29 protein-coding genes are annotated in these 25,050 nt (G+C 42.1%); 1 reads left to right on the top strand and 28 read right to left on the bottom strand.

Annotated elements, in window-relative coordinates; translation table 11 throughout:
* Positions 1 to 8: 8 nt before the first annotated feature.
* The 11 genes from spoIIAB to NSQ23_RS05940 all read right to left on the bottom strand — a co-directional run bounded on the left by spoIIAB (position 9) and on the right by NSQ23_RS05940 (position 8,682).
* Positions 9 to 449, bottom strand: a complete 441-nt coding sequence (gene spoIIAB, locus NSQ23_RS05990; protein ID WP_004889709.1) for an anti-sigma F factor — start codon at positions 447 to 449, stop codon at positions 9 to 11.
* The gene (gene spoIIAA, locus NSQ23_RS05985) at positions 450 to 800 is read right to left on the bottom strand and encodes an anti-sigma F factor antagonist (RefSeq protein WP_035018571.1); all 351 of its coding nucleotides are present in this window, start codon (positions 798 to 800) and stop codon (positions 450 to 452) included.
* A gap of 101 nt (positions 801 to 901) precedes the next feature.
* A complete protein-coding gene (locus NSQ23_RS05980; RefSeq protein ID WP_339173717.1) occupies positions 902 to 2,059 on the bottom strand; it encodes a D-alanyl-D-alanine carboxypeptidase family protein in 1,158 nt (385 codons plus the stop codon).
* A gap of 89 nt (positions 2,060 to 2,148) precedes the next feature.
* Positions 2,149 to 3,450, bottom strand: a complete 1,302-nt coding sequence (locus NSQ23_RS05975) for a pyrimidine-nucleoside phosphorylase (RefSeq protein ID WP_339173714.1) — start codon at positions 3,448 to 3,450, stop codon at positions 2,149 to 2,151.
* 18 nt (positions 3,451 to 3,468) lie between these two features.
* On the bottom strand, positions 3,469 to 4,293 hold the full coding sequence (locus NSQ23_RS05970; RefSeq protein ID WP_077428675.1) for a purine-nucleoside phosphorylase: 825 nt from the start codon (positions 4,291 to 4,293) through the stop codon (positions 3,469 to 3,471).
* 13 nt (positions 4,294 to 4,306) lie between these two features.
* The gene (gene deoB / locus NSQ23_RS05965; RefSeq protein WP_339173711.1) at positions 4,307 to 5,488 is read right to left on the bottom strand and encodes a phosphopentomutase; all 1,182 of its coding nucleotides are present in this window, start codon (positions 5,486 to 5,488) and stop codon (positions 4,307 to 4,309) included.
* A 156-nt stretch (positions 5,489 to 5,644) separates the two neighbouring features.
* Positions 5,645 to 6,541 carry a site-specific tyrosine recombinase XerD gene (gene xerD, locus NSQ23_RS05960; RefSeq protein WP_004889699.1) on the bottom strand — a complete coding sequence of 299 codons (897 nt, stop codon included), beginning with the start codon at positions 6,539 to 6,541 and terminating at the stop codon, positions 5,645 to 5,647.
* A 7-nt stretch (positions 6,542 to 6,548) separates the two neighbouring features.
* Positions 6,549 to 6,761 (bottom strand): YqzK family protein, encoded by a 213-nt coding sequence (locus tag NSQ23_RS05955; RefSeq protein WP_077428677.1) that lies wholly within the window; start codon positions 6,759 to 6,761, stop codon positions 6,549 to 6,551.
* Between the two features lie 96 nt (positions 6,762 to 6,857).
* Positions 6,858 to 7,310 carry a Fur family transcriptional regulator gene (locus NSQ23_RS05950; protein ID WP_004889697.1) on the bottom strand — a complete coding sequence of 151 codons (453 nt, stop codon included), beginning with the start codon at positions 7,308 to 7,310 and terminating at the stop codon, positions 6,858 to 6,860.
* Between the two features lie 104 nt (positions 7,311 to 7,414).
* On the bottom strand, positions 7,415 to 8,059 hold the full coding sequence (gene spoIIM / locus NSQ23_RS05945) for a stage II sporulation protein M (protein WP_004889696.1): 645 nt from the start codon (positions 8,057 to 8,059) through the stop codon (positions 7,415 to 7,417).
* 83 nt (positions 8,060 to 8,142) lie between these two features.
* Entirely contained in the window at positions 8,143 to 8,682 is a 540-nt protein-coding gene (locus tag NSQ23_RS05940) for an NUDIX hydrolase (RefSeq protein ID WP_339173707.1), read from the bottom strand.
* 98 nt (positions 8,683 to 8,780) lie between these two features.
* Between NSQ23_RS05940 and NSQ23_RS05935 the strand changes: the two genes are divergently transcribed.
* On the top strand, positions 8,781 to 9,695 hold the full coding sequence (locus NSQ23_RS05935; RefSeq protein ID WP_339173705.1) for an aldo/keto reductase: 915 nt from the start codon (positions 8,781 to 8,783) through the stop codon (positions 9,693 to 9,695).
* 99 nt (positions 9,696 to 9,794) lie between these two features.
* On the opposite strand, the gene iscB is transcribed toward NSQ23_RS05935, so the two are convergent.
* The 17 genes from iscB to NSQ23_RS05850 all read right to left on the bottom strand — a co-directional run bounded on the left by iscB (position 9,795) and on the right by NSQ23_RS05850 (position 25,050).
* Positions 9,795 to 11,075, bottom strand: coding sequence for an RNA-guided endonuclease IscB (gene iscB / locus NSQ23_RS05930; protein ID WP_339173702.1), 1,281 nt, complete (start codon positions 11,073 to 11,075; stop codon positions 9,795 to 9,797).
* A 220-nt stretch (positions 11,076 to 11,295) separates the two neighbouring features.
* Entirely contained in the window at positions 11,296 to 11,487 is a 192-nt protein-coding gene (locus tag NSQ23_RS05925; protein WP_004889689.1) for a DUF3886 domain-containing protein, read from the bottom strand.
* Between the two features lie 193 nt (positions 11,488 to 11,680).
* Positions 11,681 to 11,920 (bottom strand): DUF2552 family protein, encoded by a 240-nt coding sequence (locus NSQ23_RS05920; protein WP_003394331.1) that lies wholly within the window; start codon positions 11,918 to 11,920, stop codon positions 11,681 to 11,683.
* 93 nt (positions 11,921 to 12,013) lie between these two features.
* Positions 12,014 to 12,697 carry a respiratory nitrate reductase subunit gamma gene (narI, locus tag NSQ23_RS05915; RefSeq protein WP_339173699.1) on the bottom strand — a complete coding sequence of 228 codons (684 nt, stop codon included), beginning with the start codon at positions 12,695 to 12,697 and terminating at the stop codon, positions 12,014 to 12,016.
* On the bottom strand, positions 12,698 to 13,249 hold the full coding sequence (narJ, locus tag NSQ23_RS05910; RefSeq protein ID WP_004889683.1) for a nitrate reductase molybdenum cofactor assembly chaperone: 552 nt from the start codon (positions 13,247 to 13,249) through the stop codon (positions 12,698 to 12,700).
* A 14-nt stretch (positions 13,250 to 13,263) separates the two neighbouring features.
* A complete protein-coding gene (narH, locus tag NSQ23_RS05905) occupies positions 13,264 to 14,739 on the bottom strand; it encodes a nitrate reductase subunit beta (RefSeq protein WP_064221211.1) in 1,476 nt (491 codons plus the stop codon).
* Positions 14,729 to 18,412 carry a nitrate reductase subunit alpha gene (locus NSQ23_RS05900; protein WP_339173695.1) on the bottom strand — a complete coding sequence of 1,228 codons (3,684 nt, stop codon included), beginning with the start codon at positions 18,410 to 18,412 and terminating at the stop codon, positions 14,729 to 14,731. The genes narH and NSQ23_RS05900 overlap by 11 nt, the downstream gene beginning before the upstream one ends.
* 140 nt (positions 18,413 to 18,552) lie before the next feature.
* Positions 18,553 to 19,080 carry a hemerythrin domain-containing protein gene (locus tag NSQ23_RS05895; RefSeq protein ID WP_339173693.1) on the bottom strand — a complete coding sequence of 176 codons (528 nt, stop codon included), beginning with the start codon at positions 19,078 to 19,080 and terminating at the stop codon, positions 18,553 to 18,555.
* Positions 19,081 to 19,195: 115 nt separating this feature from the next.
* On the bottom strand, positions 19,196 to 19,885 hold the full coding sequence (locus NSQ23_RS05890; RefSeq protein WP_035018564.1) for a Crp/Fnr family transcriptional regulator: 690 nt from the start codon (positions 19,883 to 19,885) through the stop codon (positions 19,196 to 19,198).
* 16 nt (positions 19,886 to 19,901) lie between these two features.
* Positions 19,902 to 20,912: a ThiF family adenylyltransferase gene (locus tag NSQ23_RS05885; protein WP_004889675.1), complete on the bottom strand. Its 1,011-nt coding sequence runs from the start codon at positions 20,910 to 20,912 to the stop codon at positions 19,902 to 19,904.
* Between the two features lie 3 nt (positions 20,913 to 20,915).
* Positions 20,916 to 21,401, bottom strand: a complete 486-nt coding sequence (gene moaC / locus NSQ23_RS05880; RefSeq protein ID WP_035018562.1) for a cyclic pyranopterin monophosphate synthase MoaC — start codon at positions 21,399 to 21,401, stop codon at positions 20,916 to 20,918.
* Positions 21,402 to 21,404: 3 nt separating this feature from the next.
* Complete coding sequence (moaD, locus tag NSQ23_RS05875; RefSeq protein ID WP_004889671.1) at positions 21,405 to 21,638, bottom strand: molybdopterin converting factor subunit 1; 234 nt, start codon at positions 21,636 to 21,638, stop codon at positions 21,405 to 21,407.
* Positions 21,635 to 22,090, bottom strand: a complete 456-nt coding sequence (locus tag NSQ23_RS05870; RefSeq protein ID WP_064221207.1) for a molybdenum cofactor biosynthesis protein MoaE — start codon at positions 22,088 to 22,090, stop codon at positions 21,635 to 21,637. The genes moaD and NSQ23_RS05870 overlap by 4 nt, the downstream gene beginning before the upstream one ends.
* Positions 22,062 to 22,586, bottom strand: a complete 525-nt coding sequence (gene mobB, locus NSQ23_RS05865; RefSeq protein ID WP_035018559.1) for a molybdopterin-guanine dinucleotide biosynthesis protein B — start codon at positions 22,584 to 22,586, stop codon at positions 22,062 to 22,064. Before mobB ends, NSQ23_RS05870 begins: the two co-directional genes overlap by 29 nt.
* Positions 22,577 to 23,833: a gephyrin-like molybdotransferase Glp gene (gene glp, locus NSQ23_RS05860; protein ID WP_128356721.1), complete on the bottom strand. Its 1,257-nt coding sequence runs from the start codon at positions 23,831 to 23,833 to the stop codon at positions 22,577 to 22,579. Before glp ends, mobB begins: the two co-directional genes overlap by 10 nt.
* 153 nt (positions 23,834 to 23,986) lie before the next feature.
* Positions 23,987 to 24,556, bottom strand: coding sequence for a molybdenum cofactor guanylyltransferase (locus NSQ23_RS05855; protein WP_128356720.1), 570 nt, complete (start codon positions 24,554 to 24,556; stop codon positions 23,987 to 23,989).
* Positions 24,553 to 25,050, bottom strand: coding sequence for a MogA/MoaB family molybdenum cofactor biosynthesis protein (locus NSQ23_RS05850; RefSeq protein WP_339173685.1), 498 nt, complete (start codon positions 25,048 to 25,050; stop codon positions 24,553 to 24,555). The genes NSQ23_RS05855 and NSQ23_RS05850 overlap by 4 nt, the downstream gene beginning before the upstream one ends.

The raw sequence follows: 25,050 nt of genomic DNA, 5'->3' as shown, positions 1-25,050 counted from the left end.
CGTCTCCCTTAATTACATAGCGCTTTGCTTTTCGTTAAATGCTTAATCAGCTCCACCGTTGTTCCTTCGTTAACTTTCGAATAAATATTTACTTCATCCATGAAATTTTCCATAATCGTAAACCCCATGCCAGAACGCTCGAGCTCTGGCTTTGTCGTAAATAACGGCTGTCGCGCTTCTTCCACATTTTCAATCCCTTTTCCGTGGTCGCGAATCGTTAAATGAACCGTATGTCCTTCAATGATGACAGAAATGTAGACAACGCCGCTTGGATCATTTTCGTAGCCGTGAATAATCGCATTTGTTACAGCTTCGGATACGACTGTTTTAATTTCGGTTAACTCATCGAGCGTCGGATCGAGTTGCGCAACAAACGCTGCAACTGTCACACGAGCAAACGATTCATTTTGGCTGAGGGCGGAAAACTGAAGGTGCATTTCATTTCTCATTTACGCCACCCCCAACGTTTGTAATGCGTACTGTTCATTCACTTCTAAACGAATAATTTTAAACAGCCCTGACATATCAAATAAACGCTTAATGGAAGGAGAGACAGAACAAACAACCATCTCCCCACCCATGCGTTGTATTTGTTTATATCTTCCTAAAATAACACCTAATCCTGAACTATCCATAAACGTTAACTCATTTAAGTTTAAAACGATTGCTTTTATTCGTTCTCGTTCTAATACATCCGTAATTTCTGCACGCAACTGTTCTGCTGTATGATGATCGAGCTCTCCAGCTAATCGTACGAGCAATACATGTTGTTTCACTTCTAATTGAATCGATAAACTCACGATCATTTCCTCCTTATCCTCTTTAGGTTAAGGAAGAATTCGATTTGTTTATGCGTCAATCCTTCTTCCCGACAAAACTAGTCGCCATTCGCCCTGTTTCGTCAAGATGTGCGCGAGAATGAGTTAAACATTCGTTTAAACAACTCCCACATATTTGCTTCTTCCACTTGCTCTTTTGCTACTAAAGGACTTTTGGCAATCACCGCTCCATCTTTTTTCACAACGAGCGTACCGAGCACATCTCCTTTTTTTACGGGAGCTTTCGCTTTTTTATTCAACTTCCATGTCGTTTTTACTGCTTCAGATTTTTCCCCTTTTTTCAACAAAACAGAAATGGGCTCAGACGTCACAACGGCGACCGACTTTTTCTTTCCTTTACTGACAGGAAGCATGGTGATCGTTTCGCCTTTTTTATAAAGCGGTTTCGTTTCATAATGACTAAATGCGTAATCTAACATTTTTGTAATTTGCGCATTTCGTGCTTTTGGCGTTGGTGCTCCAAAAACGACGGCAATGACACGCATATTGCCTTTTTTCGCTGTGGCTGTTAAACAATATTTCGCTTCGCTCGTGTAACCCGTTTTTAAACCATCGACACCTGGATAAAATTTCACAAGTCGATTTGTATTGACGAGCCAAAACTTTTTGTCAGTATTTTCTCGTAAATAATCTTCATACGTACCTGTGTATTTTGTAATTAAATCATATTTCAATAGTTCCTTTGCCATCACAGCCATATCGTACGCAGTGCTATAATGATTTTTCGCTGGTAAACCTGTCGTATTTTCAAATGCCGTATGTTTTAAACCAAGTTTCCTCGCTTTTTCGTTCATCATATGGACGAACGCTTCTTCTGATCCTGCAATTCGTTCCGCTAACGCAACCGCTGCGTCATTGCCTGATCCGATCGCAACACCTTTTAATAAATCGTCAACCGTCATTTCTTCACCAGGTTCAAGAAAAATTTGCGATCCACCCATCGATGCGGCATATTCACTAGCTCGCACTCGTTCATCTAGCTTTAACTTTCCTTGATCAATTGCTTCCATAATGAGAAGCATCGTCATAATTTTCGTCATGCTCGCTGGTGGAAGTGGCTCATGGGCATTTTTTTCATACAAAATAGCCCCTGTATCTCGTTCAATTAAAATGGCTGATCTTGCCTCCGTTGCTAACTCAACTTTCGGTTGTTCCGCATGCGCGGATACGATCGGAAGAAATAATAACACGATGGCAAGTGCGTAAAAAAATCGCTTCATCTCCAACCCTCCATTTCTTTATACTTGCCATCCTTTCCATTTTTTATTTTTTTATACATAAAAAAACCTGAAGGAACGAATCCTTCAGGTTACGAAATTTTATCGTAAATTAATGTTGGAGCTTGAACAGGTGTTGCTGAAATACGAATGTTTTCATATAGTTTTTGTTTTACATCATCAATTTGTTCGCGGTTGCTGTAAATGGCGACAAGCGATTCGCCTTTTTTCACCGCATCGCCAACTTTTTTACGAAGCACTAAACCGACGGCTAAATCAATTGTCGATTCTTTCGTCGCTCGCCCTGCACCAAGCCACATCGCCGCCGTTCCGACCGCATCCGCGACAATTTCGGATACGTATCCATCTTCTTTCGCTTCTAGTTCAATAATATATTTTGCTTGCGGCAATTTGCTTGGGTCATCGACAACAGATGCATCGCCACCTTGCGCAGCTAAGAACGTTTTAAATGTTTGAAGGGCTGAACCGTCTTTCATCGCTTTTTCTAACATATGACGAGCTTCTTCAAGCGAAGATGCTTTTTCCGCTAAATATACCATGTGGCTACCAAGCACTAAGCACAGCTCTTGTAAATCTTCTGGACCTTCTCCTTTTAACGTATCAATCGCTTCTTTCACTTCAAGCGCATTTCCAATGGCATAACCAAGCGGCTGGCTCATATCAGAAATAATTGCCATCGTTTTACGCCCAACCCGATTTCCGATATCGACCATCGCTTTCGCTAATGCTTTTGCATCGTTTAAATCTTTCATAAACGCGCCCGCACCTGTTTTTACGTCAAGTACGATCGCATCTGCCCCTGCGGCAATTTTTTTGCTCATAATCGATGAGGCAATTAACGGAATGCTATTGACCGTTGCCGTCACATCACGAAGCGCATACAACTTTTTGTCCGCTGGCGTCAAATTACCAGACTGACCGACAACGGCAATTTTATTTTTATTGACAAGATCGATAAATTCATCGTTCGTAATTTCAACGTGAAAACCTGGCACCGATTCTAGTTTGTCGATCGTTCCACCCGTATGTCCAAGGCCGCGCCCAGACATTTTCGCAACCGGAACACCGACGGAGGCGACAAGAGGGCCAAGCACTAACGTTGTTGTATCGCCCACTCCGCCCGTTGAATGTTTGTCTACTTTAATTCCTTCAATTCGCGAAAGGTCGATCGTATCGCCTGAATGCACCATCGCCATCGTCAATTCCGCTGTCTCTTCTTCATTCATGCCGCGGAAAAAAATCGCCATCGCTAATGCGCTCATTTGATAATCAGGAATATCGCCTTTTGTGTAACCTTCAATAATAAACTGAATTTCTTCTTTCGTTAACGCATGACCATCACGTTTTTTCTCAATTAAATCGACCATTCTCATCGTCGTTCACCTTCTCGTTTAATTTTTCGCCATGTTGCGTACGATCGCCTTCACAAATCGTAAAAAGTCGGCTTTTACTTTTTCCGTCGTTTCGATTACTTCATCATGTGTGAGTGGCTGATCTAAAATACCTGCAGCCATATTCGAAATACACGAAATACCGAGCACTTCCATTCCAGCATGGCGAGCAACGATCACTTCAGGCACCGTTGACATACCAACAGCATCGCCACCCATGACACGAATCATACGAATTTCTGCCGGCGTTTCATACGCTGGACCCGTATTGGCGACATACACACCTTCGCGCACACGTAAACCGATGTCGTTTGCTACATCTTTGGCAAGTTGACGAAGTCGTTTACTATATGCTTCCGACATGTCTGGGAAGCGCACCCCAAGTGCAGAATCATTCGGACCGATAAGCGGATTGCCGCCCATGTTATTAATATGATCTGAAATAATCATTAAATCGCCCGGTTCAAACGATTCATTTACACCACCTGCCGCGTTCGTAACAACGAGCTGTTCGACGCCGAGTGCCTTCATGACACGGACCGGAAACGTGACTTTATCAAAGCTGTATCCTTCGTAATAATGGAAGCGCCCTTGCATAACGACAACTGTTGCCCCTTCTAACTGACCGTATACGAGCTGACCGGCATGCCCTTCAACCGTCGATACAGGGAAATTCGGAATGTCGCTGTACGGAATTTTAATGGCTTGTTCAATCTCATCGGCCAACACACCTAAGCCAGAGCCAAGAATTAAGCCGATTTGCGGTGAAGTTGGAAACTTTTCTTTTAAAAATTGTGCCGCTTGTTCAATAGCTGCTCGATTCATTTGTTCACGCTCCTTATTTCAACTCTTGTAAAAAACTTGTTCCGTATTTTGGCATCTTCACACCAAAGTTTTCTGCAATCGTTGCACCTACATCTGCAAACGTTTCACGCAATGGAAGTTGTTTACCTCCGTTCATGCTTGGGCTATACACAAGAAGCGGTACGTATTCGCGCGTATGATCTGTGCCGTGATGAACAGGGTCGTTTCCATGGTCTGCTGTAATGATTAATAAATCGTCTTCTTTTAAACGTTCAAACACTTCCGGCAAACGTGCATCGAACTCTTCTAACGCATCACCATATCCCTTCGGGTCGCGACGGTGACCGTATAGTGCATCAAAATCAACAAGATTCAAAAAGCTGAGTCCTGTAAAGTTCATTTGTAACGTATCAACTAATTTGTCCATTCCGTCCATGTTTGATTTTGTGCGCAACGTTTGTGTCACACCTTCGTTATCGTAAATGTCAGCAATTTTTCCGATCGCAATGACATCGTACCCAGCATCTTGCAGTTCGTTCATCACCGTCCGTCCGAACGGTTTTAACGCATAATCGTGACGATTCGCTGTCCGTTGGAAGCTTCCTGGCTTCCCGATAAATGGACGAGCAATGACGCGACCGACCATATATTTTTCATCAAGCGTCAATTCACGCGCAATTTTACAAATGCGATATAGTTCTTCTAATGGAATGACTTCTTCATGCGCTGCAATTTGTAAAACGGAATCGGCTGACGTATATACAATAAGCGCACCTGTTTCCATATGTTCAGGGCCGAGCTCATCAATAATCGCTGTGCCACTTGCTGGTTTATTGCCGATCACTTTTCTTCCTGTTCGTTTTTCTAATTCCTCAATTAACTCTTTTGGAAATCCGTCAGGAAATACTTGAAACGGTGTATCGATACGAAGACCCATTAACTCCCAATGACCTGTCATCGTATCTTTTCCAGCGGATGCTTCTTGCATTTTCGTGTAATAAGCAAGCGGCTTTTCCGCTTTTGGAATACCTTCAATTTCGCGAATGTTACTTAAACCTAGTTTCGCCATATTCGGCATGTTTAAGCCACCGCGATGTTCGGCAATATGCCCAAGCGTATCCGCACCTTTATCGTTATATTTTTCAGCATCTGGCGCTTCGCCAATTCCAACTGAATCCATCACAATTAAAAATACACGTTTATATGTAGGTTTCACCGTTTTACCTCCTCAATCGCTTCACTCATTTCATAGCATGCTCACTATGAAACAAAATCACGCATTGTTCCTATTTGTCAGAAGTCTGACAACTAAATTATAAAACGTTTTCATAATGAATTGCAATAAAAAAACTGTGACAAATTATCGTCACAGTTACGCTCGTGGATGAAACTGTTTGTATACATCTTTTAAACGCGTTTTCGTTACGTGAGTATAAATTTGCGTTGTAGAAATATCCGCATGTCCGAGCATTTCTTGTACGGCGCGCAAATCGGCCCCATTTTCTAATAAATGAGTCGCAAACGAATGGCGCAACGTATGAGGAGTTAATTGTTTTTGAATGTTCGCTTCTTGAGCGAGTCGCTTTAAAATTTTCCAGCATCCTTGTCGTGTTAAACGCTCACCATGATGATTTAAAAACAACGCGTCTGTCGTGCCCTTTTTTCTTTGTAACAGTTCTGGTCGACCTTGCTCTATATACCGCTTTAATGCTTCTGTCGCCATTTTCCCGATTGGAACGATGCGCTCTTTTCGACCTTTTCCGTAACAACGAATGAATCCCATCGTCAAATGAACGTCAGATATGTTCAATTGAATGAGCTCGCTTACACGAATACCTGTCGCATATAAAAGTTCTAACATCGCCTTATCGCGAATGCTAAACGGTGTGTTTTGTTTCGGTGCCTCGAGTAAAGCCTCAACTTCCGCCATCGATAACACGTTAGGCAATTTTCGTGGCAGTTGCGGCGTCTCGATATGAACGGTCGGATCTTGATCAACCGCTTTTTCACGCAATAAAAATTGATGAAACGATCGAACAGATGCTAGATGACGGGCAATCGTTTTCGGCGAGCTTCCTTTTTCTTTTAAAAACTTTAAAAATTGCATAATATGAAAACGGGTTACATCGTTCCAATGACATAGTTGTTCGACTTTTTGTAAATATTGAACGTATTTTTTTAAGTCACGCTCATATGATACGATCGTGTTATGTGCTAAATTGCGCTCAACAATTAAATAGTGAATAAAATCTTTTACTTGATCTTCCACGCGCACCCTACTCCCCGTTTTGATAGAAAAGCAATAGCCGATCGAGCCAATGTGTTTCTTGCTGCTCCATTGTCGATACTTTCACTGCTGATCCCATCGGCTCATCGTAGCGACGATAATAGTTATATTCTTCACTCATCCATACAATACTATAATAAAATAAAATCGTACATCCCGTAAATAAAAGAAAAACCTTTAATACATCCACGATTGTTCTCATGGCATACCTCCGTTAACTGTCATATAGTAAGAGGATATGCCTGTTTCATTGCATTTTATACATAAGTGAAAAAACCTTTTCATAGCCGAAAAGGTTTTACTGCTCCTCATGCTTATCTTGACAACGATGACAGATGCCGTGAAACGTCAAGCGGTGATCTTTAATTTTAAAATTCCAATCTCGTTCCACAATCGCCTCGACATCTTCTAATAAATCTTCTTGAATTTCATCGACCGCGCCACATTCAATGCACACTAAATGATGGTGAAAGTGCGCCGCCCCTTCCTTACGAAGATCGTAGCGGGAAACGCCATCCCCGAAGTTAATTTTATCGACAATTTTCAACTCTGTTAATAACTCCAACGTGCGATATACAGTAGCTAACCCAATCTCAGGCGCTTTTTCTTTCACGAGGAGGTAAACATCTTCCGCGCTTAAATGATCTTCTTCATGTTCGAGCAACACCCGTACTGTCGCTTCACGTTGCGGCGTTAATTTATAGCTTGCTGCATGCAGTTGTTTTTTTATTCGGTCAAGCCGACTTTCCATTTCCTTTCCCTCCCTCGTTACTCATTCTCATTATAACAAAAGAAAGGAACGTGTCAAAATAAAATGATTACAAATTGATAAATAAAATGATTATTAAATAATAATTATTTTTCTATCCATTGCACAACTTCTTTCATGAGCAACGGGGATACATATGCCTCAAGAGAAGAGGCTAACGCTAAAGCGATACTAAACGATAACATAACAAACGTATAGCGAAGCATCGCACGAAAAATTGGTTCATGTGTTCGCTTCACAAATTGGTGACGAATCATTTTTAAAGAAAATGAAATGGATACAGCCGCCATCACAATAAAGATCGGAACGAGAATGATATTTTGCGGAACGACAGATACGAAAGCTAGCAAAAATCCGTTCCAACCCATTTGGCTGACTAAAAACCCAACTGTAAATCCAACAACGAGGCCTTTTAAAAATAATAAAATTAAAATAAGTGGTAGCCCCACAAGCGACATAGCTAAAATCCACATCAAGCCGATATATTTCAAATTTTGCAAAAAACTTTCTTTCCATACATCATGTGCACTCGCCATGTTTCCCGCAGAAACTTGTCCAAAAAAATTCGTTAAATAATAATATAAATCTTCTTTTTGGCTAAAGCTTAAGCTATTGACGACAATAGCACCAAAAATAATGCCCATCACAAAAAGAACGACGGTAAATACATATGTCGTGTAATGCTCTTGTACGTGTTGCCCCCATGTTGTCGTCCATGATCGTTTTCTCATCGCTCCATCCCCCTACACGCTCTGTTACTACATTGTATGGGAAAAGGGGCGTGATATGACAAAAAGCGGTCGCGATGACCGCTTTACATATGCAATTGCCAATATAAAAGCGCGTAAATCGTTTTTGCATCGTAAATTTGTTTGTCTTCAACCATTTTCAACGCTTCTTCTAACGTGACTTCGAGCACATCCACAAACTCGTCGTCATCGAGCATTTGCTTTTCGCTTTTTTTCGTCAGTCCTTTCGCAAGGAATATATGTACTAATTCATCTGCAAACCCAGGCGATGTGTAAAAAGAGTGAAGCGGATCCATTTTTTCACATACATATCCTGTTTCTTCTTCTAGCTCTCGCTTGGCTGTTTCAAGCGGTGCCTCCCCTTTCTCGAGCTTCCCTGCTGGAATTTCCACCAGCACCCGCTCTAGCGCTTTTCGATATTGACGAACGAGCACGATTTTATTTTCTTCTGTGATCGCAAGTACCGCAACTGCTCCAGGATGTTTTACAACTTCTCGCTTGCTCATTTCTCCATTTGGCAATAATACATCTTCAACATACACATCAATCACTTTTCCGGAAAAAATACGCTGTTGATTCATCGTTTTTTCATATAAATGATCCATTATTTCACCACCATGTCATCGTTTCATATCGATTGTACTACATCTACGAAGACAAATGGAAAACTTATTCGTTATAATGTTAAAAAAGGAGGGAGCACATGAAAAAACGGAAACTCGGACATTCGAACTTATATGTAAGTGAAATTGGCTTCGGTTGCATGTCGCTTGGAACTTCGGAGGGCGAAGCGATTCGCATCATTCATGAAGCGATCGACAAAGGGGTCAACTACTTCGATACAGCCGATTTATATGATCGTGGAGTGAATGAAGAAATCGTTGGAAAAGCGTTAAAAGGAAAGCGCCACGATGTCATCATTGCAACGAAAGTAGGGAATCGTTGGACAGAACAAGGAGACGGTTGGACGTGGGATCCGTCAAAAGCATACATCAAAGAGGCTGTTAAACATAGCTTGCGACGATTACAAACCGATTATATTGATGTATATCAATTACATGGTGGGACAATTGATGATCCGATCGATGAAACAATTGAGGCGTTTGAGGAATTGCAACAAGAAGGCGTGATTCGTTATTACGGCATTTCCTCCATGCGCCCAAACGTCATTCGCGAATACGTCAAACGCTCGCGCATCGTTTCTGTTATGATGCCATATAGTTTGCTCGATCGCCGTGCTGAAGAATGGTTTCCGCTTTTGAAACAACATCACATTAGCGTCATTGCACGCGGGCCGCTAGCGAAAGGATTATTGACTGAACGTCCACTTGACCAAGCAAGCGAAGAAATAAAACAAAACGGCTATGTCGATTATTTATTCGATGAATTAGTCACACTTATTCCAAAACTAAAAGCCGTTGCACCAAATGAAACGCTAACGGCGATTGCTCTTCGTTTTTGTTTAGCGCACGAAGTCGTCGCAACAGTTGTTCCAGGCGCAAGCCGATTGACACAGCTCATCGAAAACGTCGCTGCTCAATCAGTCACATTGACCGATGAACAAGTGGCTTTATTAAAACAGCTAACAAAACAAACGATATTCACCGATCATCGGTAACCGAGGGGGGCGCCCTCGGTTATTTGAATTTTCGCCAATCTAAGTCACGAAACTTACGCAAGGAAGCCCCTGCCTTTAGGCACGGGGAGGAATTGCACCTTACGCAATGTTCATTCCCTCCCTTCGATATGTGTATCCGTCGAATCGCTGAATGACTTGGACATATCTATAATTTATTCCTTGTGCGATACGTTTACCGTCCTTACCTTTAATATCGAAACTTCCAGTCTTTCTGCATGATACTTCGCCAAACCAAACGCCTTGATATTTCCCTCTTGGGATAACAGCCTTAACCATGTCCCCTGTTTGGAAGCCAAAGAAGAACTTTTGTCTTGCAAGATAACCTCTTGGGAAGCCATATCTATCTAGGTTTGTACGAGAGCGACTACCACGCCCTTTTGCCTTGATAAATAACACTTCTTTTGTTTTGAAATATAAGTGATTTGTTGTGCTTTCGCCTACACAACAAGCGTCAAAATAATGTGTTTTCGGCAAGTCTAAACGAATACGATTCATTTTCGTTCGTGCACCTGTTCCACACTCGACATCTAATCCTGTCTGCTTTAACACTTCATACGCTTTCCATCTTGTCGAGTTGATAGCACTTGCATCCTTTAATGATTCTTTGACTTGCTTTTGAATGTGCGGATACCCGAATTCTTCTGCTGTCTTACTTCCTTTGCGCTGATTACAGTCATGACAGGCAAGACATAGGTTATCCACTCGGTCTGTTCCACCTCTCGATTTTGGAATGATATGCTCCACTTCAAGTGGAACATTTTCTTTTCCGCAATAACAACACTTCCGCCCAAACTTTTCAAGCAAATACTCCCGTACTTCATATCCTTGTAGCGTGCCTTGTTGATACTCTACACCATTGATTTCAGGATTTCGCATGAGTTGCGTGTCGAATTTGGCATTTTCGTATGATATATACCCAATGGGGCATAACTTCTTTAGGCGGTTAACCCATGTTTGGATATTTTGCACACGACTCTCTAGTGATGACGGCAACCACCCCTCCTTTCGCTTGCGGTTCAGAAAGCGTGGTTTTCTGTATCTTGTTTTTCGATTTCGTCTTGCTCGACGAAAAGCACGCCTTTTATCTATTCTTTCCTTGATGTCTGTGCGATGGTCAAGTTGCCCTAACCATACCACTTCTTGTCCTCGCAAAATCGCTAATCCTGTATGCCTGCTTCCATAGTCGATTTTTAGCCGATATGTTGCTTTAATTTCTGATTCGTCTACTGATTTTTTCAAGATGATGGTAAATGGAAATCGCCTGTAAATCGCCGCCTTCCCTTGTTTCAACAGCTTTCTTGCAACTGCTTCGTGACAAGGAGCAAGCGGACGTTTGTTTGTGTCTAACACAAAAACCATAGGGTCCTCCCCTTTCCTCTGCTTACGCAGGTCATATTCTCCTCGACCATGTTATAGATGCTTGTTATGTGCAAGACACTAGCGCTACCCACCACGCTTGTTTAACCTTGCACGACAGAGGAACGGGCTGGAGAAGCACCCGAACGTGTCATGACATCTATAACGTAGGCTCTGTTTCAAGCCTTGGTCTGGTCAACATGGGGCTTACAAGCCCATGACTTTAGTCGTTGGGTTGTTGACTTTCTTCTAACCATTCGGCAAACGTTTTATTTTTTTCACGTTTGCGTGCTTCTTCTTTTCGCTTCGCTTCCTCTTCTTCCTTTCGTTTTTGTTCTTCTTCTAGTAGTTCCTTTTGTTTTTGCTTTAACTGCTCAATCAGTTGCTCATTTAATCGATCTTTTAGCATAAACATCTCCTTCTTTTCTCAAACTAATGACGAATAAACATAAAGAGGTGAAGCTTCATGACAACAAATAAAAGCCAAAAAGGAAAACCGACAGCTGATACCGTCCGTCCTATCATAGCAAAAGAGGAGTTGGAAAAAGCCATTCACCCGACAAAACGGCAAAACTCCCCGCAATAAGCAGGAGGGCATCTCGCCCTCTTTATAAAATATCAGTAATATTTGGCATATGTTGTTCAATCCAAGCAAGCGCCTCATCTAACTGAACGAACGATTGTGTTTCAAATGTCATTTCATCTTGCAAAAGCCAAACGTCGCGCTCATCATTTGAAAATCCCGCAACAGACCAATGAAGCAAGCTATATGGGTGGTTATTGTACAAAAACGACACCCACGTTTTTTCCTTTACTATTTTCCGAAGACGATTTACTTGATCGTTCACAACTATCACTCTTTCTATGTCAATTACGTATACATCCTTATTTTAACTCAATATTGTAAAACAAGAAAAGAGATCTCGAAAAAGAGACCTCTTTCATTGTTGCTTCGGAACACGACGACGATAAACGACGTAGCTGCGCCCTAAATAACGAAACGGCATGCTAAATATGTGAACTAATCGTGTAAACGGCCAAACGATAAAAATACATAAAGCAGAGACGATATGAATTTTAAACCAAATCGGCACACTTTCCATATACGTCGGATCGGCACGGAACGTTAAAACGGTACGAAACCATGGACTGATCGTTGTACGATAATCAAATCCATTAGCATTCACATTCAGCGATGTAGAAGCGAAGCCCGTCAACATGACAATCGCTAATAAAATTAAAACGAGCCAATCCGCTTTACTGGTTGTTAAACGAATGCGCTTGATCGTTAAGCGCCGTTGAATTAAAATGGCTAAACCGATAATAGCAACAATTCCTGCAGGGAGACCAAATGCAATCGCCATCGTATGGTACATATGCTCGGAAACGCCTATCGCATCATAAAACGCTTTCGGAATAAGAATGCCCATCACATGACCGATGAAAACGAAAATGATCCCCCAATGAAACAAAATGCTTCCGAGCCGCAACGATTTTTTTTCAAGAAACTCGCTCGATTTTGTCGTCCACCCGAACTGATCGTGCTGATAGCGATAAATATGTCCGCCAATAAAAATCGTTAAAACGATGTAAGGGAAGTATCCCCAAAGAAATTGTTCGAGCAATTACGACACGCTCCCTTCTGCCAGTTTACACACACCAATTTCTTCAAGTGCCATGAGCAGTACATCAAATAAAATGGCGTAGTAACTTTCAGCCGCAATTAATTGCTCACGAATATGAGAAATATGATTAAAATATTTTTGCATGAGCGGTTGGACATACGTACGCTCTGCTTGAGATGCGAATTCAAGCATGAGCGGTAAATAGTCTGGCAATTCCTGCTCTGTTACGTCAAACCCTGCTGATTTGTATAATTGCTTCAATTGTAACAGCTCAATTCCTCGCTCTCTCTGTTCGCCCGTGCTCATATATGTGACATATAAATTTGTTTTTTTTCCAAAATCAAACGTATACACATACGTTTCAATCCACGTCATTTCATCCGTTTGTTTCACATAGTCAATAAATTTTTGTATGTTTTGAACGATTGGACGATGCGGAATATGTTGACTAAACGTCGCACAATCATCTAGTTGTTTCCGCCATTGCCGATCTGGGTACGATAACAAATACGAAACGATTTCAAACACCGTTTGTACGTGAGCATAATCCATTTACATCCTCTCCCTTATGACGAAATCGTGCCACACGAACCTGGTCCGCCCATAAAAGATAATCCACATGTACCTTGCTCCGCATATAATTCAGCAACTTGTTCGCGATGCGATGCTGGAATAACAAAGCGGTCGTTGTATTTTGCAATCGCCAATAAACGGTACATTTCTTCGATATCTTTCCCGGTTAGTCCTAACGATTGAACCATCTGTTCATTCGGTTGTTTATTCGTTTGAAGCGCACGCATGTATAAACGCATCGCAGCCATTTTTTTCAGCACTGTACGAATATGTGCTTGGTCGCCAGCTGTTAATAAGTTAGCTAAATATTCAATTGGAATGCGCATCTCATCAATTGCTGGGAAAATGTCGTATTCACTTGCTCGACTTCCCTTTCCTTCAATCATATTTGTAATTGGACTTAATGGAGGAATGTACCATACCATCGGCAATGTTCGATATTCAGGATGTAGCGGTAAGGCAATTTTCCAATCCACGATCATTTTATAAATAGGTGATTGCTGCGCCGCTTCAATCCACGCTTGCGGAATGCCTTCTTCTTTTGCCTTTGCAATCACTTCTGGATCATGCGGATCTAAGAAAATCGATAACTGCGCCTCGTATAAGTCTTTTTCGTTCGTGACGCTTGCCGCTTCTTTTACCCGATCAGCATCATATAACATCACGCCGAGATAGCGTATGCGACCAACACACGTTTCTGAACAAATCGTTGGTAATCCCGCCTCCAAACGTGGAAAACATAATGTACATTTCTCTGCTTTGCTTGTTTGCCAGTTAAAATACACTTTTTTGTACGGACAGCTTGATACACAATATCGCCAAGCACGACAAGCATTTTGGTCAACAAGGACAATACCGTCCTCCTCACGTTTATACATCGCGCCAGATGGACAACTAGATACGCATGGAGGATTTACGCAATGCTCACATAGGCGCGGCAAATACATCATAAATACTTGTTCAAACTCAGCTTGAATCGACTGTTCCATTTTCACTACATTTGGATCTTCTAACGCTGTAGCGTGGGCACCAGCTAAATCGTCTTCCCAGTTTGGTCCCCATTTGAGCTCCATAAATTCACCAGTTAATGCTGATTTTGGCCGCGCAACTGGCTGATGTTTTTTTTCAGGGCTATTTGTTAGTGTCTCGTAATCGTAATTCCACGGCTCATAATAATCATCAATCGTCGGTAAGTTAGGGTTATAAAATAAGTTGAGTAACCGATTTACTTTCGAGCCAGATTTCAATTGTAGTTCACCGTTTTTTAGCTCCCAACCACCTTTATATTTTTCTTGATCTTCCCATTTCTTTGGATATCCGATGCCAGGTTTCGTTTCTACGTTGTTAAAATACATATATTCGGCACCTGGACGATTCGTCCAGGTGTTTTTGCATGTAACGCTGCACGTATGGCAGCCAATGCATTTATCTAAGTTCATAACCATACCAATTTGCGCTTTAATCTTCAAGCCAATCGACCTCCTTCAACTTGCGGATAATGACGTTCAAGTCGCGTTGGTTTCCTGTCGGTCCATAATAGTTAAATCCGTAACTTAATTGTGCATAGCCACCAATCATATGCGTCGGTTTGACATGAATACGCGTCGGGCTATTATGCGTACCGCCACGGTTGTTCGTTAACTTTGATCCTGGTACGTTAATGTGGCGATCTTGTGCGTGATGCATGAATGCAATTCCTCTAGGAAGACGGTGAGAAACGACCGCACGCGCAACAACAACACCGTTTCGGTTGAAACATTCAATCCAATCGTTATCTTGAATACCTGCTTCCTCGGCATCTTCTTTGCTTAACCAAATCGTTGGTCCACCACGGAACAACGTTAACATCGGTTGCGAATCAAAATACATGCTATGGATGGACCATTTATTATGCGGTGTTAAATAATTGAGCGTAATTTCTTTTCCCTCAACATCTGGGCGATTTTTTTGGAACGGTTTATGTTGCAAAATTGGTTTAAACGTTGCCATCGTTTCACCGAACTCTTGCATTAGTTCATGATCAACGTAAAAGGATTGACGCCCTGTTAATGTCCGCCAAGGAATGAGGCGCTCGACATTCGTTGTAAACGGTGAATAGCGACGTCCACCTTTTTCCGATCCGCTAAATGCTGGCGACGTAATAACTGTTTTTGGTTGTGCTGTAATTTGTTCAAATGTAAAACATTCTTCTTCCCGCTCTGCCGCTAAATCTTTTAGCTGTAAACTCGTTTTCTTTTCAAGGGATTCCCAAGCTTTCACCGCAACATGACCATTTGTTGTCGATGAAAGTGTTAAGATGGCTTCAGCTACTTTTTTTGCATCACTTATATCTGGACAACCTTTCGCGACCGAGGAATGTTGCACCGTTCCTAACACGCGTTTTAACTTTTCGTATTCTTCTTCTACTGACCATGTCATCCCTTTTATACCGAAAGGCGCTTTTACGACATTCGGACCGAGCGCTGTCATTTTTTCAAATATTTTTGTATAATCGCGCTCAACGACATGAATTTGTGGCATCGTTTTTCCTGGAATTGGTTCACATTCCCCTTTACTCCAGTCTTTAATTTTTCCGAACGGTTGTGCTAACTCTTGTGGCGTATCGTGAAGAATCGGCGTTGCCACAACCTCTTTTACCGGTGTCATCCCTATTTCTTCCGCTACTTGTGACACCGCCTTCGCAAGCGATTTGAAAATTTCCCAGTCTGAACGTGCTTCCCATGGTACAGCAATTGCTGGATTAAACGGATGTATAAATGGATGCATATCTGTACTGCTCAAATCATGTTTTTCGTACCAAGTAGCCGCCGGCAATACGATATCCGAATATAATGCCGTTCCAGCCATCCGGAAATCTAAGTTAATTAATAAATCTAATTTTCCTTCCGGAGCTTCATCGCGCCATTGAATTTCTTCCGGACGCAAGCTATCTTTGTCGTCGTTCATTAAACCGTGGGTTGTTCCAAGCAAGTGCTTTAAGAAATATTCATGTCCTTTTCCGGAACTTGAAATTAAGTTCGCACGCCATACAATTAAGTTTCTCGGGAAGTTTTTCTCGTTATCTGGATCTTCAATCGCAAAGCGCAACTTCTTCTCTTTCAATTGCTGAGCGATGTATTTTCCGATTTCCTCCGGCGTTTTCGCTCCAGAAGCAACCGCTTCGTTGTAAAGATCGATTCCGTTTTTCTCAAATGTCGGATAAGACGGAAGCCAACCTAAACGCGCCGCAAGGACGTTATAATCGGCATAATGTTGGTAACGCGCCTCTTTAACAAGCGGTGAGACGAGTTGCCCAACCGGCGTATCCTCATACCGCCATTGATCCGTTGCAAAATAATAAAATGATGTGCCGTTTTGCAGTTTTGGTGGAGCCTGCCAATCTCGTGCCGTCATAATCGTTTGCCAACCTTCTACCGGGCGCAATTTTTCTTGACCAACATAATGCGCCCAACCACCCCCGTTTACTCCTTGTGCACCAACGAATAAAACGAGGTTTAAGACGGCACGATAAATCGTATCTGAGTTAAACCAATGGTTAATCCCTGCGCCAACGATAATCATTGAGCGACCTTTTGTATCGATTGCATTTTGAGCGAACTCGCGCGCAATTTGAATAACGAGATCGCGCTTCACACCTGTGATGTTTTCTTGCCATGCTGGCGTAAACGGAATAAGGTCATCGTATGTTTTCGCTACTTCACCACCGATCCCACGATCAACCCCATAGTTAGCAAGCACTAAATCATATACGGTCGTAACGTATAATTCTTCATGCTCCATTTGTACGCGTTTTACAGGCACAGCACGTTTTAAAATTTTGTTTCCATCATGAGAAAAATACGGAATTTGTATAGTTACAACCTTGTCTTCTATGCCTAACATCGTCAGTCGCGGCTCGATCGCTTCCTCTGTTTCTTCGTCTACCATGTTTAAGTTCCATTTTCCTTTGTTTTCCCAGCGTGAACCAATTGTTCCATTCGGAATCGCAAAATCATTTGTTCGTTCATTCCAAAGCGCTGGTTTCCATTCCCCATTTGTCGTGTTCCGTCCAATATCAGACGCGTGTAGGAAACGATCAGCAACAAATTGCCCATCTTCTTTCTTTTTCAACGTAACTAAAAATGGAAAATCGGTGTATGTTTTCGCGTAGTTTGTAAAGTATTGTACTTGTCTATCTACATAAAACTCTTTTAAAATAACGTGCCCCATCGCCATCGCTAAAGCGCCGTCTGTCCCTTGTTTAACGCTCAACCATTCATCCGCGAACTTCGTCGATTCAGCAAAGTCTGGACTAATCGAGACGACTTTTGTTCCTTTGTATCGAACTTCTGCTAAAAAGTGAGCGTCTGGAGTACGCGTCATTGGAATGTTTGATCCCCATGTCATAATGTAACCAGCGTTATACCAGTCGCTACTTTCTGGAACGTCCGTTTGATCTCCCCAAATTTGTGGTGAAGCTGGTGGCAAGTCAGCGTACCAATCATAAAAGCTTAACATCGGTCCACCCATTAATGACATAAAGCGTGCACCTGCTGCATGGCTAACCATCGACATTGCGGGAATTGGAGAAAAACCAACGTTTCGATCTGGACCATATTTCATGACTGTATAAAGTAAAGAGGTGGCAACAAGTTTTAATACTTCATCCCACTCCGCACGAACAAATCCACCTTTTCCACGCGCCTGCTTATAACGCTTTGCTTTCTCCGGGTTTTCAACGATGCTTTTCCAAGCATCAATCGGATTTTTATGTTGCTGCAATGCTTCACGCCACATATTTAACAACACGCCACGAACGTACGGGTACTTCACGCGAAGCGGGCTATAAATATACCAAGAAAAACTTGCCCCACGCGGACAGCCCCGCGGTTCAAAATCGGGCATATCCGGTCCTGTTGTTGGATAGTCGAGTTTTTGACCTTCCCATGTGACGATACCGTCTTTCACATAAATATCCCAACTACATGAACCTGTACAGTTTACGCCATGTGTTGAGCGTACGACCTTGTCATGTTGCCATCTTCTACGATATATTTGCTCCCAATCGCGATCTTGATATGTGACTTCACTATGCGCATCTGCATGACGTTCAATCGGTTTCACGTAGTTCAATCGTTTGAACAACGGTGACTTCTTTTTCACATCGCTCACTCCTCTTCGTATGAAATCCTTCTATCTCCACTATAAACGGGAACATCACAAATAAATGTGAGGTACCTCACATGTTTTTTAATTGTCACAAATATGTCGAAATATATAAAAAAGGCCGACTAAATCATTAGTCAGCCTTCTATTTCGTTTATTTTTTTCGCAAGTTCTTCTTTTTCTTCAGATGATAATAGCTTTTCTGCCATCGGGAAAAGAACGCATTCTTCTTTCGTAAAATGATCGGTTAAAATCATATAAGCGTTCATCACATAGGAAGCGAGTTCTCTCGCTTCATGGATGTCAATCGTTTCCGTTTTCTTTAAGAACGTCGAGATGTTTTCTTTCGCTTCATGATGTTCATATTCCATCACCGCAATCGGTCCAGATTCTCTGCCGATGTATCGAGCCATCATAGGGAAAAGAACATCTTCTTCGCGACGAGAATGAGGATCGAGCTCTTGTAAAAATTGCTGCACATTTTCGCGTAAACGAACGAGCGCTTCGAGCACATTTTCTTCTTCCCCGTTATAAATTTTTTGTGCGGCAACAAATAGCGCGTATTTTTTTTCATTTAACGGCTCGTGTTCTTCTTTTAACCGTTGTAAAGGCGGACATAATTCAACTTCTCCGTCTCCAATGATGCTGCATGGTGAAAATTCCATCGTTTCTCCCTCTTTCCTTTTACTATTTACATGTTTATTGTACAAGAGAATGCGCGCGGGCTTGTGTGATGCGCATCACATCATTCAATCAAAAAATGAATATCGATTGACATTTTCACTCGATGTTACAGTATGACGAAGGACAGTTTTCACAATTAATTTGCCGCTTTAAATAATCTAAACTATGAATAATAATTTTCCGCCCTTTAAAGGAAACGATCCCTTTACTTTTCAATGCGTTCAATTCACGATTCACACTTTCACGCGATGTCGAACTGAAATGCGCTAAATCTTGGTGAGTAATCGGAACATCTAACAAAATACCATCGCTCGTTTGCACGCCATAACTATTGGCCATGCGGATAAGAGTAGAGTAAAGCGCCCCTTTTTTTCCATACAGTACGAGATCGCGAAATTTCGTATGTTGTTTTCGAAAATGATCGGTCATCATTTTTAAAAATTCCACCGCAAATTCCGGATTCGCGAGCAGCTCTTTTTCAATCGACTCGTTTTTAATGATGAGCACTTCGCTATCTTCCAATGCTCGAGCGTTAAATAAATATCGTCCGTTATCGGAGAAAATCATCAATTCCCCAATGACCGCATTCGGTCCGCACAACCGTAAACAAAGCTCTTTTCCGTCACCGGAAAATTTGCTGATTTGAAATTTTCCAGACAGCACAACAAAAAAGTTCTCGCCCACTTGCCCTTCTTGAAATAAAAACATTCCTTTTTTTACTTTGGCAGTCTTATACGCTAAGTTTTTTAATTGTTCGAAGTGTTTTTTGCTTAATATATTCGACATCATGCTGCCTCCTTCCTTAAGCAAAATATTTTTGATACAAGGAGCGTGCATCCATTAAATCTTTTGTGCCATGAATGAGCATTCTTCCGTCCGCAAACAAAACCGTGCGATGCCCTTCTAATTCGGTGATCATTAAATAATCATTGTATTGTACTTTTTGTCCGCTTGCTTTGATTTGTTGCGCCATTTCCTTTAAATCAAACGAATGAGGATGGCGAATTTGCACCGTTTCTCTTCCACATAAAACGGCCATTTTTGCTTTTGGTTCTTGAAGCGATGGATACGATCGATGCTCTCCGCAAGAAGGGCATTGCTTATTTTTTAATTTGTTCACTTTCAGAAAACGATGTTCATTTTTCCATAAATCAAACACAACGAGAGAATCCCGAATCGCTCGTTCATCTTCAACTAAAATTTTGAGCGCTTCTGCTGTTTGATAAGAAGCGACCATCTGAACCGTCGGTGCAATAATGCCAATGTTGTCACATGTCATATGATAAGAAGGCAAATGATGAACCAAGCAGCGAAAACAAGGCGTTTTTCCAGGGATCATCGCAAACGATAAGCCGTAACTTCCGACGCAAGCTCCATAAATCCAAGGAACGTTATATTTTTGAGCTAAATCATTGATTAGAAACCGCGTTTCAAAGTTATCGGTTCCATCGATCACGACATCGACACCTTGTTCAAAGATCGAAACGAATGGTTCATCATCGGCATCCATGACAAACGCACGTATTTCCACATCATGATTGATCGCTTCTAATCGCTGTTTTGCTGCAATCGCTTTTGGCAATCCGCTTTCGGCATCTTGTTCGCAGTATAGCGTTTGTCTTTGCAAATTTGTCCAATCCACATAGTCGCGATCAACAATCGTTAATTTTCCGACCCCTGCCCGCGTCAACAATTCGGCAGTTGCAGACCCAAGCGCGCCAACTCCGACAATGAGCACATGTTTGCTGCGAATTTTTTTCTGTCCTTCTTCGCCAATCGGCGAAAAAAGAATTTGTCGTGAATATCGCTCCATTGGTTACACCTCTTGGCGCTTAAAATTCCCGCTTTTTCCGCCTGTTTTTTCTACTAAATACGTTGGTCCGATGATAATCCCTTTATCAATCGCTTTGCACATATCGTAAATCGTTAACGCACAAATCGAAGCGGCGGTTAGCGCTTCCATCTCCACTCCTGTGCTCCCTTTCGTTTTTACAAACGTATCGATCATTAATTCATAGCGCTCTTCCTGACATCGCCATTGAAATTGAATATCTACACCTGTTAAAGAAATGGGATGGCACATCGGAATCAAATCGGCGGTTCGTTTCGCCGCCATAATGCCAGCCACTTGTGCAACCGCTAAAACATCGCCTTTTTCGATTTGCGCGTTTGTTATTTTTTCATACACTTCTTTAGAAACAATGACGCTTGAGACCGCATGTGCGGTACGAACCGTTTCGCTTTTATCGGAAATATCGACCATCTTCGCTCGTCCTTGCTCGTTTAAATGGGTTAATTTCATTTTTCATCCTCCACTCACCGGGGGGATCAGAGCGACGACATCCCCTTCCCGAATGATTTCTTCATCAGTTGCAAATTCTTCGTTCACCGCAATCATGATCGAAGAAACGGATGAGAGCGAATAGTTTTTTTCCAGTTCTTCGCGCAGTTGACGAACGGTTATTTCTTGGTGAGGAAAAATGAGTTCCTGACGATTGAATTGTTCTTTTAAATGGGCAAATAGTAAAACACGAATCATTCCTCTCTCTCCTTCGGGAAACCGTTTTCGTATTTGATCGTTCCTTGTTGATTGCCGATCCACATTTCGCCATCTTCCCAATGTTCTTTTTTCCAAATTGGCACCATTTCTTTAATGCGCTCAATCGCATACCGATTCGCTTCATACGCATCGGCGCGATGAGGGGTCGAGACAGCGATCGCAACCGCTACATCCATAATTTCTAGACGGCCAATGCGATGGACAATCGCCACCTTCGCTTCCGGGAAGCGCTCCATAATTTCCGCACCGATTTGTTCAAGCTTTTTTTTGGCCATCGATTCATATGCTTCATATTCTAAATACAGCGTTTTTTTTCCGTTCGTTAATTCTCTTACCGTACCGATGAACGTGACAATCGCCCCCGCATTTCGATCCACAACCGCTTGAATGACACGCGAAACGTCAATCGGTTCTTTCACAATCGCAAACATGCTTTTCCCCCTTAACATAGTTCATGATCCATTGCATATACTTGTTTTCTTCTTGAATGAAAAACGAATTTCCTTGTTTTAACGGCATCCAGCTAATCGAAGCAACCACATTGGGCAGTTGTAATAAATATACATCGCTTTCATCGCGAAGACAAACGATTTTTGGATAAGGAGAATGTTTAAATCCTTCGATGAGCAATAGATCGATTGCAAAATGGCGGTATAATTCGATTAGCTCCGAGAGATTCCAACCGTTTTTAGCTGTTGCCGTCAAAAGCAGCGTGCCGTCTCCTTCAACAGCGGAAACAACCGCTCCCGCTTCCCAATGACGCGTCGAATCTTTTTCCTTTGGAAGCGCCGGCTTCCCACCATGTCCATGGTGTTTTAATGTCCCCACTTTATATCCTTGTTTCGTTAACTCTTTTACACACTTTTCAATCAGCGTCGTTTTTCCGCTATTTTGATATCCTACAACTTGTAAAATGATCATGACCATTTCGGCGCTCCTTCTTCATCTTCAAGCAGCAGAACATCGACTTTCGTTCCCGCTTTAAAACCTCGCGATCCACCTGGTAAAACAAGCAAACTATTGGCTTGTACTAACGAAGAAACGATATTTGATTTATCTTTTCCAGCTGGTTCCACGTGTAACATTCCATCATTGTATGAAAGTTTGGCACGCACGAACCGAGTAAACGGATTCGTCTTTAAAAAATCCTCTTTTAAGATCGCTTGAACTTTCTTTAAATAGCAATTTTTTTGTCCGAGCATCGCTTTCAAAAACGGACGAACAAAAAGCTCAAAACCAACATAACATGCCGAAGGGTTTCCCGATAGTCCAAACAATACTTTTTTGTCGGCAACCGCAGCGGAGGTGACGCTTCCTGGACGCATGCCTACTTTATTGAACAATAATTGCGCTCCCAGTTTCTCGTACACGTTCGGAATATAGTCGAAATCACCAACCGATACGCCGCCCGTTGTCACGACGATATCCGCTTCTTGCATCGCTTTGGTTACCGCTTCGAATGTAGCCTCAAATGTATCTTTCACCTTTCCGTACACAATCGGTTCGCCGCCTGCTCGCCGTACTTGTGCTTTTAGCATATAGGCATTGCTGTTGCGAATTTTCCCTTTTTCAAGCGGTTCGTAAACTTCAAGCAATTCACTTCCTGTCGCAATGATCGCGACTTTTGGTCTTTTCATCACCGGTACGCGATAATAACCAAACGTGGCAAGAACCGCCACGACTCCCGGATTGATCACGGTTCCTTTTTCAACGAGTAAACAGCCTTCTTGCATATCTTCGCCGATTCGCGAAATATTTTCTCCTTCTGCAACTCTTCGTTTGATTTGCACAAACGTCTTCCCGTCTTTGATCACTTCTTGCGTTAATTCCACCATAATGACGGCATTTGCACCATCTGGAATCGCGGCACCCGTCATGATTTTAACGGCTTGATGCGGTTCGATGGGCCCTTCCCAAACCGTTCCGGCACCAACTGTACCAACGACTTCTAATAATACAGGGTGACTAGATGATGCTTCCGCTGTCGCCTCAGCTGAGAGAGCATAACCATCGTATGGTGAGCGATCAAACCAAGGAATCGGCATCGTTGCCTCGATATGTTCCGCTAAAATACGCCCATCACATTGTTCTAACGAAATATATTCTTTTTCCCCCTCACGACACCAAGCCATGACTCGTTCGATTGCTTCATCAACAGGAATGGGCTTGCGCATATATGTTCATCCTTTCTTAAACAATCTATCCCTACTTTTACTATATCGCTTTTTAATTATAAAATCGTGTGATGTATGTCACAAAAATAAAAGTGCTGTGACAAAATTCACATTTTTTTCATAAATATTGATAAAAAAAGAGGCGTATTGCCTCTAGCCAATCCACTTATGGAATTGTTCTTTTGTATTAATATTCATAAACGGTAGCTCTTCTGTCATTTCTATATGCTTTGCTCGACAAGCAGAAAGAAGTGTATGCATGCGATACTCTTCTCGTTGAAGGCAATTGTATATAAGTGATTTTACTCGATAGTGATACATGGCAATGAGCGGTTGCAACCTTCCGTTCACACGTGGCACAATGACGTCAAATGAGTCATCTGCTTGCTCCTTAAGCTTGTTTATGATCTTCTTATGAATAAATGGGGTATCACACGGCAATACAATATACCATGTCGCCTCATAATGCTTCATCGCTGAATAAATCCCGGCTAACGGTCCTTTTCCTTTATGTTGCGAAACGTCCTCTATCCATTGCACATCTTTCAGTTGAAGCTGTTTTTGAATATGCGGTTGAGCAACAACAACAACTTGATCAACTATCGGACGTAACGCCTCCACGCTATAAAAAAGGAAAGGTTTCCCACAACGCAATGCGAGCGCCTTTGGTTCCCCAAATCGTTTCGACTGTCCCCCTGCCAAAACGATCCCGATCGTTTTCATTGGCGACGAAGCTCCCAAACAAGATGACGAATTTCTGGTAAAATTAACTTTTCCATCGCCAAGCGCACCGCATTTGTCGATCCGGGCATACAAAAAACCATCATGTTGTTCATCGAGCCAGCAAGCGCCCGACTTAACATCGCTGCACTACCAATTTGTTCGTAACTTAAAAAACGAAACAGTTCACCGAATCCAACCATTTCTTTCTCAAGCAACGGTTGAATCGCTTCAATTGTCACATCGCGCTTTGTAAATCCCGTTCCTCCATTGATTAAAATAACGTCTATTTGTTCAGCTGTTTGAACGGCTTGTCGAATGGCAAATACGTCATCTTTGACAATTTCATATGCAGCAACGATGATATCCGCTTGCTGTAATTGTTCGTGAATGATTTGTCCACTCTTATCCGTTTCATACGTACGAGTATCTGAAACAGTAACAATTTTACAACGAACGGGAAGCGTCGCTTGCTTTTTATGATCATAAACACCCAT

Source organism: Anoxybacillus sp. FSL W8-1294, from assembly GCF_037965005.1.
Taxonomy (GTDB): Bacteria; Bacillota; Bacilli; order Bacillales; family Anoxybacillaceae; genus Anoxybacillus; species Anoxybacillus flavithermus_G.
This window is presented reverse-complemented; position numbering and strand designations above follow the sequence as displayed.